Here is a 14,660-nt window from a genome sequence, read left to right on the forward strand (position 1 = left end):
CGAGTTAACCTCGCCAGCCTGTTTTACTATTTCCCAAAAGCCATCAGCTTCGTATAACTTCCAATATAAAGCGTTCCGTCCTCAGCGAGCTGAGGAGAAGACACGACGTTGCTGTCGGTTTGATAGCTCCATAATTCATTGCCGTTTGCGTCTGCCGCATAAACCTTCATATCATCCGACCCGAAATACACCGTTCCCTTCGCGTCAATCAGCGGCGCCGTTCTGACAGGACCGTCTGTATAGAATGACCAGTTCATATCCCCGTTTTTGCTTATGGAAAACAGCTCGCCGCTTCCTGAGCCGATGTAGATATTGCCATTATGATCAATCGCAGGAGATGAGCTGGAGAACCCGTTTAACGGGAATGTCCATTTCAAACTGCCTGTTGATGTATAGGCATACAGCTGTCCATCTTGGTTGCCGGCATAAATGTTTCCGTCCTTATCAATCACCGGATATCCTTTAAACGCATTTGACGTCGTTCTGGACCATTTCACCTGTCCGGTTCCGGAGTTGATCGCATAAAACACGTAATTATATGTGCCGACATACACGGTGCCGTTTTTGGCAAGCACCGGCACAGAGCTGACGACACCATTTGTTTTCAACTTCCAGCGCTCTGTCCAGGTTGATTTTGACGTCGGTTTGATCGCGTGAACATAATTATCAAGTGTTGAGAAATACAACGTCCCGTCTGAACCGATCACCGTTTCAGAGCTTGGCCCGCCGCTTAACGGAACCGTTGTTAAAATTTCTCCCGTTTCTTTGTCAATAAAATAAATCTTTTTGTCATAGGATGCCAAATAGATAACGCCGTTGGTCCCAAGTACAGGAGATTGCGTATATGTTTTTCCAAGATTGCCAGTCACCCATTTGACTGAGCCGTCTGGATTAAAGGCTTTCATTTCCCCGTCTCTGGAATGAAGATATACTGTGCCGTCTCCGTCAATCACAGCCCCCGCTCCATTTTGCGGAGTCGTTCTGATGTCGTTTTGCCATTTCAGCGTCCCGTCTGTATTTCCGGCGAACCGGCTTTCGCGTGACCAGTTAAACATGGCAGGCGCCATCGCTTGTACATCATATCTTCCTGGCAAAAAGCCAGATGCTCCATTATTTTGAGAAAACACCGTTTCCGCCGCATAAGCAGCTGTCGGCTGAAGCACTTTGGCAGTGGGCACATCAGAAACAGCGCCGGCCGAAACAGCCGCCGCCACCGCAGCTCCCGCAATCAAAGCTTTCATACGAAATGACTTGACCATCATTGAGACCCCCATTATATGTAACTTCTAATTTGTGACCATCATAACATATTCATCCATTTTATAAATCTATTTCACAAAACCATCACAAACTAGAAAACTATGTAAGTGTATGCGCAGACGTTTTTTCAGCACCCGGCCGAAATGCAGACACAAACCAAATGACGTTAACAGCAGCCGCAGCGAGACTAATTCCGAAAACAAAGATCACCTCAGAAAGCAGATGGTCACTAAAGAAACTAAACATCAAGATAAAACCGGCCGAAGACAAATGAATCAAAAGCCCGAAGCCGCAAAGCACCGCCATGACATACCTCATTGCATCGACTCCGAGCATATAAACGAGAAATGGAATGAAATACAATACAAGGATCATACCGACAGCTGACCACATGCCAACTGAATTAAACTGATTGGCCGCCGCTCCCGTTCCGGCCAGCGGCGAAAGTGAAGCCGCCACGATCACAGCGCAAAAAAGAAACGCAGAAATGGCTGTCATGATCGCCACGCTGTTTTTTCTAGACATCAAACTCCTCCTTAGATAGAAATATTAACCTTTTCATTATAAGAGAGCTGTGTAGAAAATTCATTATTTATTAAAAAATTCCAGAATGCATACACAAATGCTATGCTTCTTTCTAGTATATTTATATAGTAAAAAACAAAGGATAAAAGACTCATTTTTCTGTAATATCAGGATTTTATCACCATACCATATTGCATGTACTTGTTTTTCAAAGTATACTATTCCAGATTAATTCAGAGGAGAGAGAAAAATACATGGAAAAACCAGCAGGATTTTGGATTCGTTTTTTAGCTTATTTTATTGATGGCATTATTGTATCTGTTCCTAGTTATATTATTCTATTTGTGATCAATTCTGTTTTTGTAGCTGGGGCTGTGGCAACAAACCCTTACATGACGGAAGAAGAGTATTTAGTGAAATACATGACGCTTGCATTTTTGCCTACTATGCTGATCATGATCGTCATCAGCGTATTATATTACGGGCTGCTCACAGCTTCTAAAATGCAAGGCACACTTGGCAAAAAAATTCTTGGCCTGAAAGTGGTCAATGAACAAGGCGAACGGGTTTCTGTCGGACAGGGAATTGGCCGTTACTTTGCCTATATCTTATCTGGAATCATCTTTTATATCGGGTTTATCATGATCGCCTTTGGAGAGAAAAAAGGCCTGCATGACATCATTTGCAAAACACGTGTCGTGTATAAATAATAGAAAAAAGTCTAGACGCCAATAGGCATCTAGACTTTTGTTTTCTTTACAATAGGCTGCCACGACAGATACGTAGCGCTTCTCCACAGCCACTCAAACGGCCCCATCCGAAAGACACGAAGCCAAAGGTGGCTGAAGACCATTTGAACGGCACAAACAGCAATTGTAATGAGCACGCCCGCAGCAGGGTACACTTTTCCATACAGGCCCAAGCCGTAATGATAAAAAATCCAAGTACACACAATAGACTGCATCAAATAATTGGTAAATGCCATCCTCCCAACAGCGGAGAATGATTGCAACACTGTTCTCACTATTGTTTTATGATAAAGATAGACAACCGTTGTAACATAGAAAAACATGAGGAAAGGCGCGCCAATCAGCAGAAATAGTTCCTTTTCCGTTACACTGTACAGCACATGGGCGCCGATGCCGATGACAAGCCCAGCCATCCATAATCGTTTTAATCCTTTGCGATGCTTTTCCGGTTCATGCAAATACCGTGATTTTGCTGCCGCAGCTCCCAGCAAAAACATGCTGAAATATGGAATGGATGCAAAGAAAAAGTTGAGCGGATTATACGTAAGCATGCCATTCGAAGACATGTAAACAAGACGATCATGGATCCGTTGTTCTGCAATGTCCCTCAGGCTGCCGCTTCCATAAACATGAATCGCTTGTTTTGCCTGCTGTGTTACCGCTTGTACCCATTCCTGTCCGTTTGATTGATCAAAACTTGTCAACATGAACGGAATGGAAAACAGAAGATACAAAGAGACCGCCCATATCAGCAGTGTTTTCGGCTTTGCTTTTCGAAACAAGAGCAGGACAAAACCGAGCAGGGCATATTCTGTTAAAATATCCCCGTCCCATATCAAAAAGGCATGAATCGTTCCAAACAAGAGAAGCGCCATTAACCTTCTCACATATAACGGAACAAACCGTTTCCCTTTGTTTTCTGCTCTCTCCATCATGACAACCATGCCAAATCCAAATAAAAAGGAAAACAATAAAATACATTTTGTTTGAATGAAGAATTTCAGTATGTCTGCGGCGGCAAAATCAGCTTCAGACCACTTATCCATGAAAAAATTCTCTTTTCCAAGCATAGACAAATACATATCCGGATAACTGAAATGTGCCAGATTGACAAATAAGATGCCGAAAATCGCCATTCCTCTCAGCACATCAAGCACACCGATCCGCTCATTTGTTAAAGTCGGCTGTAATGAAGACATAGCCATCACGCTCCTTTTTTCTGTACCTTAAGGGTATGAAAAAATGAAGCGCGGAAACATCGATTTAGGTGTCAGGCCGGCATGAAAACCTTACAATCTTGTCATCTTTATGGTTTCATCACCTTTAAATCTAATGCTTCGATATTCTGCAAAACGCGATCAAAGCGCAAAGCCTGAGGCTCACATGGGAAGATGTGGCCTTCATACGGGTCGCCTAACGTCCGGAAAAACGGTTCAAATAAACCAGGAACCAATACGCCCACCATCTTTGTATAGTAAGAATCAAGGCGATAGGAGTGAACGGTATTTGCAGGGACATGCAGGAAATCTCCCGGATTCAGCTGAATTTCCTGGCCATCTGCCCACATCGTCATCTGACCTTCAAGGCAATAAAATGTTTCTGTATGATGTTCATGGTAGTGATCAACGATTCGGTCACCTTTAGGGCCTTCAGAGGATACGACGATAAACTGGCCATCTGTATTTTTTTGTGCAGCCACAATGCGGTGAAGCTGATCTCCAGTCAACAGGCGATCTCCTTCTCCAGATTCAAGAACGTATGGAACCGCTCCATCTGGCAGCTCTGTAAGTTCCGCTAATTTGGCCGAACATGCAGGCTTTCCTTCATCTAGAAATACAATGTCCGCTACAGCGGCTGCTTCTGCAAATCGCTCGTTTGAGACTTCTTCGCTTGCGTACGGCGGATGTTCAGCGTGATCATACGGATTCCCAATAACGGAATACAAGTGCGCTACGTTTCCTTTCATCGTGTAAGATACCAGTCTTGTTCTGTGGCTCTGCATCCGGTAGCTGTGCGGTGTTCCCGCCGGAATGTTCGCATAATCACCTGATATTAATAAATAGCGTTCACCATCAAGTGTCAGTTCCAGTTTCCCGTCCAAAACGAGAATTCCTTCATGTGTGTCCTTGTGGACGTGAAGCGGAAAGGCATCTCCTTTTCCTCCGGAAAGAAGCACGATCTCAAACAAATCACCTGTGCTCCTCCCATTCGCCATCACCGTGGCAACCTGTCTGCCGAACAGATAGCGCTCGCCTTCTCCGCTCCGGAGCAAATAAGGCATTTTATCTTTAGGCAATGAATGTGTACATAATGTTTTCATATTATCGCTTCCTCCAATTTAGACCAGTCTATATATTATCATTTATTTGTCTAGACCGTTCTATATAATTGTAGGAGAAAGGATAACAAAATGCTACCCTTTTTTTCTCACCAGCACTGGTATTTGTTCGGCAATGAGAAGAAGAGGCGTTTTGTCTTTATTCGTTAACGAAAGCATGATGCCGCCCTCAATCATCGAATTAATCAGCGTTCCAAGCTGATTTGCTTCTTCTTCTGCAAATCCGTTCTCCATTAATTTTCTGGCAAAAACCGCTTCCCAGCTTTTAAACACCTTCATGCAAACCGTCCGCAGCGGTTCACTGATTAACGCTGTCTCACTCGCCAGCAAACCGACTGGAATACCTTTAATGCTTTCTGTGTTATCAAATTGGCTGGCTGTTTTTTTGATAAAAAGCTGAATCGCTTCAACAGGATCAGAGGATTCATCCATGCTTTTCTGTATCAGATGTTCAACGATCTTACCTGTATATGTAACCGCTTCAATTGCTAATTCTTCTTTGCCATTCGGAAAAAAGTGATAAAGCGATCCCTTAGGAGCACCGCTTTCTTTTACAATCTGGTTCAAACCTGTCGCGTGATATCCTTGCAGCTGGAACAGACGTGACGCCGTGTGAAGGATTTTTTCACGTGAATCTCCTCTGCTAGTCATTAAAACATTCCCTCCTAGGTATGGTAGAGCGACTTATATAATATAAAAAAGAACCCTGTGATTGTCAAAAGGGGTAAGACCCTTCCGGATGGGGTAATGTACAAAAACAGCGTCTAGGAGGGATCTCTCAATGACAATCGATCATTCAGTCACGAATACAGAACAGCTTGAACGACAAAACCCCGCCATAAAAACAAAGCTCAAACTGAAAAAGCTTAAGGATCAGGTGATCGTCATTACCGGCGCTTCAAGCGGAATCGGACTTGTCACGGCACGAATGGCAGCTGAAAAAGGCGCAAAGGTCGTGGCAGCAGCGCGAAATGAAGACGCGCTGAAGGAGCTCACTGATGAACTTAAGGAAAAAGGGCACGACGCCATATGGGTAAAGGCGGATGTCGGAAAAGAAGAGGACGTCAACCGCATCGCAGAAACCGCGATCAGCACATTCGGCCGCTTTGACACATGGGTCAACAATGCGGCCGTCTCGACTTTCGGACATGCCATGGACGTCACCGTCGAAGACATGAAGCGCATGTTCGACACAAATTTCTGGGGACCTGTTTACGGAACAAGAGCGGCTGTCAAACACTACACCGGCAGAGGTGTGCCGGGCGCACTCATTAATGTAGGAAGCCTGTTCGGAGACAGGGGAACAGTCATTCAATCCACATATGCGTCTGCCAAATTTGCGCTTCACGGCTGGACGGAAAGCATCCGAATGGAGCTTGAAAAGGAACAGGCGCCCGTCTCGGTAACGCTCATCCACCCGGGCAGAATTGACACACCATATAACGAGCATGCGCACAGCTACCTCGACAAACAGCCGGCTCATTACCGCTCCATGATCTATCCGCCGGAAGCGGTCGCCGAAGCTATCCTGTTTGCCGCCGAACACCCTAAGCGCGACATGTACATCGGCTCACAGGCCAAAGCCATCGCCATGCTGGGCGCGCTTTTTCCTCGTCTGACCGACAGACTGATGGAAAAAATCATGTATCACAGCCAGCATGCCGAAAGACCGTCCAAACCGCGAGAAGAAAGCGCTCTTTATGATGCGGGCTGCGGTATGCATGACAGAGGCACAAATAAAGGATGGATGAGGTCAAGAAGCTACTACACAAAAGCGACGAAGCGCCCCATTGTATCGGCGGCTGTTGTTGCAGGACTAGTGGCTTGGGCTGCCGCCAAACGATGCAGATAATCTCTGACCATAAGAAAAACCCATGCTGTTCCAGCGAACCATGGGTTTTTCAGCAGTTAATCGATAAAAGCCTTGTTCATACGCTGCAGCAGCTCGCCAAACATCTCTTTTTCCTGTGTTGACCATTCTTTCAGCATCTGTTCATAACGTTCAAGGCGCTTTTGCTGATCGGCTTTTAATAGTTGTTTGCCGAGTTTTGTAATGGTAAACAGGCTGACTCTCCCATCAGACGGGTCTGAGAAACGATAGATGAGCTCCTTTGCCTCTAATGCAGCTGCTTGTCTTGAAAGAGTAGAAATATCAAGCTTAAACGATTCAGCCAATTCCTTAACACGAGCAGGCCCAAACTCATCCAATTGTCTCAGTAATAAGTACGAAGATCTCTCCAAATTCCCTGTTCTTTTCTCTGATTGATCCAGATAAACAGCTCTCCTGATAAAAGTCGTCAGCTCATATTCAATTAATTCAACTGGATTTTGATTTTGCAATCGCTCTCGCTCCCTATTCCAATCTCCGGCATTGACAACATCATATATACTTGTATAATACAAATGTACATTAACTGAATAAATACAAGTCGTTATATGACTAAATCAATTATTATACTTGTATAGTACAATCATATAAAAAGAAAGTAAAGCGATTCCTCAGAACCATCCTAGAAGCAAGCACCAGAAAGGAGGAAGCTGTTCTGATTGGAGAGCAGCACTTGATGTGAAACTCATACGAATTATCTTGCAAGTGTTGATATTATATGTATTTTTTATGATCGGGGAAGCCATTCAGCATCTGTTTCATTTACCTGTATCAGGAAGCATCGTTGGATTGGTATTGCTTCTGATCTGCTTGGGCCTCCGTATTGTTCCCGTCTCCATCATTGAAGACGGAGCAGGGTTTTTATTATCCTTCCTTCCATTGTTGTTCATCCCGGCAATGACAGGAGTGATAAACTATCCGTCTCTCATTTCATTCAATGGTCTGATGCTGCTGATTACAGTCGTTCTGAGCACCATCGTCACGATCATTGCGGCTGGATTCGCCAGCCAGCTATTAGAGAAAAAAGCAAAAAAACGAAAGGAGAAAGAGAAATGCAGCAAGCATGTATCGCGATCATTATAATTCTTTTAACAGTTGCCGCTTATTTAGCGATGGTCAAACTCTATAAGCGATTCCCGCTTCCATTTCTTATCCCTGTTCTGACAACGACAATTTTGATTGTAGCGGCTTTGATGATGTTTCATGTTTCCTATGAAGGCTATATGATCGGGGGGAAATGGATCAATTCTTTGCTTGGGCCGGCTGTCGTGGCACTGGCCTATCCGCTTTATAAACAATGGCATATCATTGTCAAACATTGTGTTCCCATTCTAGGCGGCGTCCTGGTCGGATTATGCATGGGAATGATCAGCGGGCTGATCTTCGCAGAAGCATTCGGGATTGATCATGATCTCTTATTATCCATTCTGCCAAAGTCGATCACAACCCCTGTCGCTATTCAGATCGCCGCCGGTCTTGGCGGCGTCCCTTCCATGACAGTCGTATTTGTCATGATTGCGGGCTTTTCAGGCGTCATCCTCGGGCCTCTTTTCCTAAAATGGCTTCGCATACGCAGTTCCCTTGGACAAGGCATTGCATTAGGCAGCGCCTCCCATGCACTGGGTACCTCCAAAGCGTTGGAATATGGGGAATTGGCCGTATCCATGAGTTCCGTCTCCATGACGCTTTGTGCGGTGCTCGGCTCATTCTTCGGCCCGCTCGTCGTCTGGCTGTTTCATATTTAACAAAGAAAGACTGCCCCGGGGGAGGGCAGTCTTTTTCGTTTAAGAAGCAAAAAAATCAATCAGCGGCTGAAAGTCCTTAGATAAATCAACGTCATTCGGCTCTGCTTGAAGCAGGCGGTCAATCATGCGCTCCAGCTCCTCAACATCATTCTTATCTGTATATTCAATGAAGTTTAAGCTTTCAAGCCAATCCCGGTATGAATGTTTGGCTTTGCCATAGCTGTTTCCAAAGACAAGGCAAGGTGTTTTGGTGATAATCGAGAAAATCATCGCGTGAAGGCGGTCGGTAATCACCAATTTACTGGAGCCGATGCGGTCCAGCATCTCCATAAAATGCTTTTCACGATCGGCGTAGTCGATGGTGTCGACCGTATCCAGCACCGTATCGGTACGCTCTGTGTAAGTTGTTTTTTCTGCCCATTTCTTCATCTGTGAAATAAAATCTTCGTCAGTCACTTTCTCCTTATCCGCTCTTAAAATAAAGAGAACGCCGTCCCGCTCGAGCTCTCGCGGCACAATATCCAAGGAAAGCACCATGTCCGGTGTAAAGATCACATTGGAGTTGAAGGTCTCTTTCACAACATCCAGTGTTTGCGTCTCACGCGCAGCAATCGTTAAGTTTGTATTTTGATGGTACGCATCCTGTGTTTTTTTCTTTTCCTTCTGTCCTTCCTCTGTATCCTCAAAATAAACGGATTGTGGCAGAGAAATTGATTTGTAGTCTTTAAACGCCGAAAAGACCTTTCTTCTGTCTTCCTCAATATCGAGATAAAGGTTTCCTAAATTCCCTCCGCCTGTAAAGCAGACAATATCGTCTTCACGAATGATCTCCTTCACCAGTTCAATGCCCTCATCCGTCGCATAATCCATAATCTCAATGTATTCATAATACGGAAAATGATTTTTGATAAATTTCTCTTCCGCATACGCAATCGCTTGGTCGCCAATGTTTGTGTAGCTAGGGGAACCAAACAAAAATACTTTTCGTTTATCATTTAACAGAGCTTCCGGCTCCACATTTGGCGCAATGCCTTTTACTAGTTTTTTGCCTTTGATTTCTTGTACAGTCATATCTGCGTCCTCCTTCTGGGATGAATTCCTCATTGTGTGTTAACTGTCTCTACCCAAAAAGAAGGATGGCTATGCATTGGCATGTGCATCGGCTATATCAGAAACATCGTTTTCGCCAATTTGATAGACGCTGCAATGTCCCGCGCCGTTCTTTCCATATATTCCGCGGCATGTTCAAACGCGTCTTCTAGCGGCACGGCTCCGGGGACGATGCTGAAAAGCGCATCGATTCCGTGTTGATAGACGGCATTACTGTCTCGGGAAATTGATCCCGCAATGCCGATAACGGGCACATCGTATGATTTAGCGGCCTTGGCCACCCCGATCGGTGTTTTTCCATGAACCGTTTGGCTGTCGATTCGTCCCTCGCCGGTAATCACAAGGTCTGCATCCTGAACGATACTTTCAAAATCAACCGCTTCAAGGACAATATCAATGCCTCTTTTCAGGTCAGCCTGAAGATAAGTTAGCAGGCTCCATCCAAGACCGCCCGCTGCACCGGCGCCCTCTGTATCTCGGAAGGTTGATCCGAGCGCTTTTTCTGCCATATCAGCGAAATGGCTTACGTTCTGGTCTAGTACATCTATCATTTCGGCCGTCGCGCCTTTTTGCGGCCCGAAAACAGCCGTAGCACCCTTTGGTCCTGTTAACGGATTGTCCACGTCACAGGCAACTTCCAGTTTGACATTCCGCAGTCTGGAATCAAGCCCGCTCACATCTATTGATGCAAGCTGAGATAACGCGCCGCCCCCCGGGCCAATCTCGCGGCCTGAGTTATCAAGAAGCCTTCCGCCCAATGCCTGAATCATCCCGGCTCCCCCGTCGTTCGTGGCGCTTCCGCCGATTCCGATGATCAAACGCTCCGCTCCTGCATCAAGAGCTGCCCCGATTAATTCTCCCGTTCCCCTTGTTGTAGTGATGAGCGGATTTCGCTTATCTACAGGCACCAGATGCAGCCCTGAAGCAGCAGCCATTTCAATCACAGCTGTTCTCCCATCTCCCATCATGCCAAAGAAAGCTCTCACCGGTTCCCCCAGCGGCCCTGTGACAACTTGCTCTATGATCCTTCCGTTGGTCGCATCGACTAGAGATTGAACGGTTCCCTCGCCGCCATCCGCCACCGGCAATTTTCTGTAATCAGCACCCGGAAAGACCGATTTGAAACCTCTTTCTATCGCTTCGGCTGCCTCCAGAGCTGATAAGCTTTCCTTAAAAGAATCAGGTGCAATGATGATTTTCATCCAAATCGCCTCTTTCAAAACATGATTCACTTAACCTATTGATCTCCAATGTACCATAATTGATCTGGAAATACATACCATTCAATATGGTAAAAATTTAATTAAAAATTAGAAATGAAAGTGTTTGCATAAAAGAAATATTCACGTTATCATACTTGTATACAAGTATACTCCTTGAGTGAGGAAGGTGAGTGTATGCTAGACTCCAAAGACCTGTTGTATCCCGCAAAATGGCTCTCAAAAGCGTCAACCGGGGTTCGTGTCGCATACGAGCTGAGAATGCGGATCGTTTCAGGCCTGATTGAAAGCGGTACCATTTTATCAGAAAATACAATCGCCGCCGAGTTTTCAGTAAGCCGTTCGCCGGTTCGCGAAGCGCTAAAAATACTCGCATCCGAAAAAATCATCCGCTTAGAACGAATGGGAGCGGTCGTAATTGGTTTAACTGAGAAGAAAATCGCGGAAATTTATGATGTGCGGTTACTATTAGAAACATTTGTCTTTGAACGGCTTGTCAAAATAGACATTGAGCCTTTAGTTAAGGATCTCAGCAAAATTCTTGAAATGATGAAAGTCTCAATCAAATATGAGGATGCTGACGAATTTTCATTTCAAGATGTGCTGTTCCATGAAACGATTATCCGAGCGATTGATCATTCATACATTCAGATGATCTGGAACAATCTAAAACCCGTCATGGAAAGCTTTATTCTTTTATCGATGCGGGTACGGTTAAAGGAAAAGTATGAAGACTTCACAAGGATTTTAGATAACCACGAGCTTTATATTCAAGCCATCAAAACAAAGGATAGGGCGCTGATGATTCAGTCTCTTCACCAAAACTTTGATGATGTGCAGGATAAGGTAGAAGACCTATGGCTCTCACAACAAATGCTGGCAAAAGGAGCTGAATACAACAATGACTAGTTATATGTTAGGAATCGATATCGGCACGACAAGCACAAAATCTGTGCTGTTCAGTGAAAACGGAGATGTGGTACAGAAAGAAAGCATCGGCTACCCGCTCTATACACCGGACATCTCAACAGCTGAACAAAATCCGGAAGAGATTTTTCAGGCAGTCATCCATACAACAGCGAGAATTACAAAACAGCATCCCGAAAAACGGATCTCTTTCATTTCGTTCAGCAGCGCCATGCACAGCGTCATTGCAATCGACGAAAATGACAAGCCGCTGACGCCATGCATCACATGGGCCGACAACCGAAGTGAAGGCTGGGCGCATAGGATCAAAGAGGAATTGAACGGACATGAGGTGTACAAACGGACGGGAACACCGATTCATCCGATGGCACCGTTAAGTAAAATTGCCTGGATCACGAATGAAAGAAAAGAAATCGCTTCCAAGGCAAAAAAATATATCGGAATTAAAGAGTACATTTTTAAACAGCTGTTTAATGAGTATGTCATCGATTACTCCTTGGCATCAGCGACAGGCATGATGAACCTGAAAGGCTTGGATTGGGACGAAGAGGCACTGCGCATCGCAGGCATCACGCCGGATCACTTATCCAAACTCGTGCCAACAACCCAGATCTTTCAGCACTGCAGCCCGGAAATAGCGATCCAAATGGGAATCGATCCGGAAACGCCTTTTGTCATCGGGGCCAGCGACGGCGTGCTGTCCAACCTCGGCGTCAACGCCATTAAAAAGGGCGAAATCGCCGTCACCATCGGAACAAGTGGTGCCATCCGGACGATTATTGACAAGCCGCAAACCGATGAAAAAGGGAGAATTTTCTGCTATGCCTTGACGGACAAGCATTGGGTTATTGGGGGACCTGTGAACAATGGGGGCATCGTCCTTCGCTGGATCAGAGACGAGTTTGCCTCCTCCGAAATCGAAACAGCGACACGGCTGGGCATTGATCCATATGACGTGCTGACGAAAATTGCCCAACGCGTCAGACCCGGTTCTGACGGTCTGCTGTTCCACCCATATCTCGCCGGAGAACGCGCTCCGTTGTGGAATCCGGATGTACGCGGCTCATTTTTTGGCCTGACCATGTCGCATAAGAAAGAGCATATGATACGCGCGGCATTGGAAGGCGTCATTTACAACCTGTACACGGTGTTCTTGGCGTTAACTGAATGCATGGATGGCCCGGTAACCCGCATCCAAGCGACAGGGGGTTTTGCAAGGTCGGAGGTTTGGCGCCAAATGATGTCGGATATCTTCGAATCAGAGGTTGTCGTTCCGGAAAGCTACGAAAGCTCATGTCTCGGCGCCTGTATTTTAGGCCTGTATGCAACAGGAAAAATTGACTCTTTCGACGCCGTGTCCGACATGATCGGCAGCACATACAGACATACGCCGATCGAAGACTCAGCCAAGGAATACAGAACATTAATGCCGATTTTCATCAATCTATCAAGATTATTAGAAAATCAATATACACAAATTGCAGATTATCAGAGGGGCTTAATCACACACAAATAGTACATGACATGAAGGGGAGGGCATTACCATGCCGTTAATCATCGTTGCACTTGGGATCTTAGCATTACTATTTCTGATTATGGGCTTAAAATTAAACACATTTATTTCCCTGCTGGTCGTATCGTTCGGCGTGGCACTGGCACTCGGGATGCCGTTCGATAAGGTTGTCAGCTCCATCGAAGCAGGGATAGGGGGGACTCTTGGCCACATCGCGCTCATCTTCGGACTCGGTGCGATGCTGGGCAAGCTGATCGCGGATTCAGGAGGCGCACAGCGCATTGCGATGACGCTCGTCAACAAATTCGGCGAGAAAAATATTCAATGGGCCGTTGTCATTGCCTCATTTATTATTGGGATTGCGTTATTTTTTGAAGTAGGACTGGTTCTATTAATTCCGATTGTCTTTGCGATTTCAAGAGAATTGAAGATTTCTATTTTATTTCTCGGAATCCCGATGGTCGCGGCACTATCCGTCACACACGGTTTCCTGCCGCCGCACCCGGGACCTACGGCGATCGCCGGTGAGTATGGCGCAAACATTGGAGAAGTGCTGCTGTACGGCTTTATTGTTGCTGTTCCGACAGTGCTCATCGCAGGGCCGTTATTTACAAAGTTCGCGAAAAAAATCGTTCCTGCATCATTTGCGAAAAACGGCAATATTGCATCACTCGGCACACAAAAAACGTTTAACCTTGAAGAAACACCCGGCTTTGGAATCAGTGTCTTTACTGCAATGCTCCCGATTATCATCATGTCGGTCGCGACCATTATCGACCTGCTTCAAGAAACAATCGGGTTTGCAGATAACGGAGTTTTAGCTTTTATCAGATTGATTGGAAACGCATCGACTGCTATGATTATTTCGTTATTGGTCGCAGTCTATACAATGGGCATCAAGCGCAACATTCCAGTCAAAACCGTGATGGATTCTTGTTCAACTGCCATTTCACAAATCGGCATGATGCTTTTGATCATCGGAGGAGGCGGCGCCTTCAAACAAGTGCTGATCAACGGCGGTGTCGGCGATTACGTAGCAGACTTATTCAAAGGAACGGCATTATCGCCAATCATTCTGGCATGGCTCATCGCGGCGATCCTGCGCATTTCTCTAGGATCAGCGACTGTTGCCGCACTAAGCACAACAGGTCTGGTCATCCCGTTATTGGGCCATTCTGATGTTAACCTGGCGTTAGTCGTGCTCGCAACAGGCGCCGGAAGTGTCATCGCTTCACACGTCAATGATGCCGGCTTCTGGATGTTCAAGGAATACTTCGGATTAAGCATGAAAGAAACATTCGCCACATGGACATTGCTGGAAACCATTATTTCCGTTGCTGGACTGGGATTCATTTTATTGTTAAGTTTAGTTGTATGAAATTAAG

At 45.6% G+C, this 14,660-nt stretch carries 15 protein-coding genes; 7 read left to right on the forward strand and 8 right to left on the reverse strand.

Going from position 1 to position 14,660, the window contains the following annotated elements; all coding sequences use genetic code 11:
- Positions 1 to 26: 26 nt before the first annotated feature.
- Positions 27 to 1,259, reverse strand: a complete 1,233-nt coding sequence (locus M1D65_RS19935) for an outer membrane protein assembly factor BamB family protein (RefSeq protein WP_042976896.1) — start codon at positions 1,257 to 1,259, stop codon at positions 27 to 29.
- A 100-nt stretch (positions 1,260 to 1,359) separates the two neighbouring features.
- Positions 1,360 to 1,785 carry a DUF5391 family protein gene (locus tag M1D65_RS19940; RefSeq protein WP_021481044.1) on the reverse strand — a complete coding sequence of 142 codons (426 nt, stop codon included), beginning with the start codon at positions 1,783 to 1,785 and terminating at the stop codon, positions 1,360 to 1,362.
- 254 nt (positions 1,786 to 2,039) lie between these two features.
- On the opposite strand from M1D65_RS19940, the gene M1D65_RS19945 reads away from it, so the two are divergent.
- Positions 2,040 to 2,495, forward strand: a complete 456-nt coding sequence (locus tag M1D65_RS19945) for an RDD family protein (RefSeq protein WP_015250840.1) — start codon at positions 2,040 to 2,042, stop codon at positions 2,493 to 2,495.
- A 29-nt stretch (positions 2,496 to 2,524) separates the two neighbouring features.
- On the opposite strand, the gene M1D65_RS19950 is transcribed toward M1D65_RS19945, so the two are convergent.
- The 3 genes from M1D65_RS19950 to yxaF form a co-directional block, all read right to left on the reverse strand.
- Positions 2,525 to 3,733: a DUF418 domain-containing protein gene (locus M1D65_RS19950; RefSeq protein ID WP_187001987.1), complete on the reverse strand. Its 1,209-nt coding sequence runs from the start codon at positions 3,731 to 3,733 to the stop codon at positions 2,525 to 2,527.
- Between the two features lie 107 nt (positions 3,734 to 3,840).
- Positions 3,841 to 4,854: a quercetin 2,3-dioxygenase gene (gene qdoI / locus M1D65_RS19955; RefSeq protein ID WP_116315664.1), complete on the reverse strand. Its 1,014-nt coding sequence runs from the start codon at positions 4,852 to 4,854 to the stop codon at positions 3,841 to 3,843.
- Positions 4,855 to 4,947: 93 nt separating this feature from the next.
- Entirely contained in the window at positions 4,948 to 5,523 is a 576-nt protein-coding gene (yxaF, locus tag M1D65_RS19960) for a transcriptional regulator YxaF (RefSeq protein WP_029726137.1), read from the reverse strand.
- Positions 5,524 to 5,653: 130 nt separating this feature from the next.
- On the opposite strand from yxaF, the gene M1D65_RS19965 reads away from it, so the two are divergent.
- Positions 5,654 to 6,724 (forward strand): SDR family oxidoreductase, encoded by a 1,071-nt coding sequence (locus M1D65_RS19965; RefSeq protein ID WP_077670852.1) that lies wholly within the window; start codon positions 5,654 to 5,656, stop codon positions 6,722 to 6,724.
- A gap of 56 nt (positions 6,725 to 6,780) precedes the next feature.
- Here the strand turns inward: M1D65_RS19965 and M1D65_RS19970 are convergent, their stop codons facing one another.
- The gene (locus M1D65_RS19970) at positions 6,781 to 7,212 is read right to left on the reverse strand and encodes a MarR family winged helix-turn-helix transcriptional regulator (protein ID WP_003243994.1); all 432 of its coding nucleotides are present in this window, start codon (positions 7,210 to 7,212) and stop codon (positions 6,781 to 6,783) included.
- Positions 7,213 to 7,438: 226 nt separating this feature from the next.
- On the opposite strand from M1D65_RS19970, the gene M1D65_RS19975 reads away from it, so the two are divergent.
- Both M1D65_RS19975 and M1D65_RS19980 read left to right on the forward strand, forming a co-directional pair.
- Positions 7,439 to 7,843, forward strand: a complete 405-nt coding sequence (locus M1D65_RS19975; RefSeq protein ID WP_108029240.1) for a CidA/LrgA family holin-like protein — start codon at positions 7,439 to 7,441, stop codon at positions 7,841 to 7,843.
- Positions 7,813 to 8,505 carry an LrgB family protein gene (locus M1D65_RS19980; RefSeq protein WP_003227015.1) on the forward strand — a complete coding sequence of 231 codons (693 nt, stop codon included), beginning with the start codon at positions 7,813 to 7,815 and terminating at the stop codon, positions 8,503 to 8,505. Before M1D65_RS19975 ends, M1D65_RS19980 begins: the two co-directional genes overlap by 31 nt.
- Before the next feature lie 39 nt (positions 8,506 to 8,544).
- Here M1D65_RS19980 and M1D65_RS19985 read toward each other — a convergent pair whose 3' ends face one another.
- Positions 8,545 to 9,576 (reverse strand): polysaccharide pyruvyl transferase family protein, encoded by a 1,032-nt coding sequence (locus M1D65_RS19985; protein ID WP_014481442.1) that lies wholly within the window; start codon positions 9,574 to 9,576, stop codon positions 8,545 to 8,547.
- 92 nt (positions 9,577 to 9,668) lie between these two features.
- On the reverse strand, positions 9,669 to 10,817 hold the full coding sequence (locus M1D65_RS19990; RefSeq protein ID WP_120027662.1) for a glycerate kinase: 1,149 nt from the start codon (positions 10,815 to 10,817) through the stop codon (positions 9,669 to 9,671).
- 195 nt (positions 10,818 to 11,012) lie between these two features.
- On the opposite strand from M1D65_RS19990, the gene gntR reads away from it, so the two are divergent.
- Genes gntR through gntP form a run of 3 tightly spaced genes read left to right on the forward strand, consistent with a single transcriptional unit; the run spans position 11,013 to position 14,653 of the window.
- Positions 11,013 to 11,744, forward strand: a complete 732-nt coding sequence (gntR, locus tag M1D65_RS19995) for a gluconate operon transcriptional repressor GntR (protein WP_003243132.1) — start codon at positions 11,013 to 11,015, stop codon at positions 11,742 to 11,744.
- A complete protein-coding gene (gene gntK / locus M1D65_RS20000) occupies positions 11,737 to 13,278 on the forward strand; it encodes a gluconokinase (protein ID WP_283857076.1) in 1,542 nt (513 codons plus the stop codon). The genes gntR and gntK overlap by 8 nt, the downstream gene beginning before the upstream one ends.
- Positions 13,279 to 13,306: 28 nt before the next feature.
- Positions 13,307 to 14,653: a gluconate permease GntP gene (gene gntP / locus M1D65_RS20005; protein ID WP_003243139.1), complete on the forward strand. Its 1,347-nt coding sequence runs from the start codon at positions 13,307 to 13,309 to the stop codon at positions 14,651 to 14,653.
- Positions 14,654 to 14,660: the final 7 nt, after the last annotated feature.

This window comes from Bacillus sp. JZ39 (assembly GCF_053903145.1).

What these genes read in the sequence shown, in the direction of transcription:
- M1D65_RS19935 (WP_042976896.1), bottom strand. Translation starts at nt 1,259, where the DNA reads ATGGTCAAGTCATTTCGTATGAAAGCTTTGATTGCGGGAGCTGCGGTG.
- M1D65_RS19940 (WP_021481044.1), bottom strand. Translation starts at nt 1,785, where the DNA reads ATGTCTAGAAAAAACAGCGTGGCGATCATGACAGCCATTTCTGCGTTT.
- M1D65_RS19945 (WP_015250840.1), top strand. Translation starts at nt 2,040, where the DNA reads ATGGAAAAACCAGCAGGATTTTGGATTCGTTTTTTAGCTTATTTTATT.
- M1D65_RS19950 (WP_187001987.1), bottom strand. Translation starts at nt 3,733, where the DNA reads ATGTCTTCATTACAGCCGACTTTAACAAATGAGCGGATCGGTGTGCTT.
- qdoI (WP_116315664.1), bottom strand. Translation starts at nt 4,854, where the DNA reads ATGAAAACATTATGTACACATTCATTGCCTAAAGATAAAATGCCTTAT.
- yxaF (WP_029726137.1), bottom strand. Translation starts at nt 5,523, where the DNA reads ATGACTAGCAGAGGAGATTCACGTGAAAAAATCCTTCACACGGCGTCA.
- M1D65_RS19965 (WP_077670852.1), top strand. Translation starts at nt 5,654, where the DNA reads ATGACAATCGATCATTCAGTCACGAATACAGAACAGCTTGAACGACAA.
- M1D65_RS19980 (WP_003227015.1), top strand. Translation starts at nt 7,813, where the DNA reads ATGCAGCAAGCATGTATCGCGATCATTATAATTCTTTTAACAGTTGCC.
- M1D65_RS19985 (WP_014481442.1), bottom strand. Translation starts at nt 9,576, where the DNA reads ATGACTGTACAAGAAATCAAAGGCAAAAAACTAGTAAAAGGCATTGCG.
- M1D65_RS19990 (WP_120027662.1), bottom strand. Translation starts at nt 10,817, where the DNA reads ATGAAAATCATCATTGCACCTGATTCTTTTAAGGAAAGCTTATCAGCT.
- gntR (WP_003243132.1), top strand. Translation starts at nt 11,013, where the DNA reads ATGCTAGACTCCAAAGACCTGTTGTATCCCGCAAAATGGCTCTCAAAA.
- gntK (WP_283857076.1), top strand. Translation starts at nt 11,737, where the DNA reads ATGACTAGTTATATGTTAGGAATCGATATCGGCACGACAAGCACAAAA.
- gntP (WP_003243139.1), top strand. Translation starts at nt 13,307, where the DNA reads ATGCCGTTAATCATCGTTGCACTTGGGATCTTAGCATTACTATTTCTG.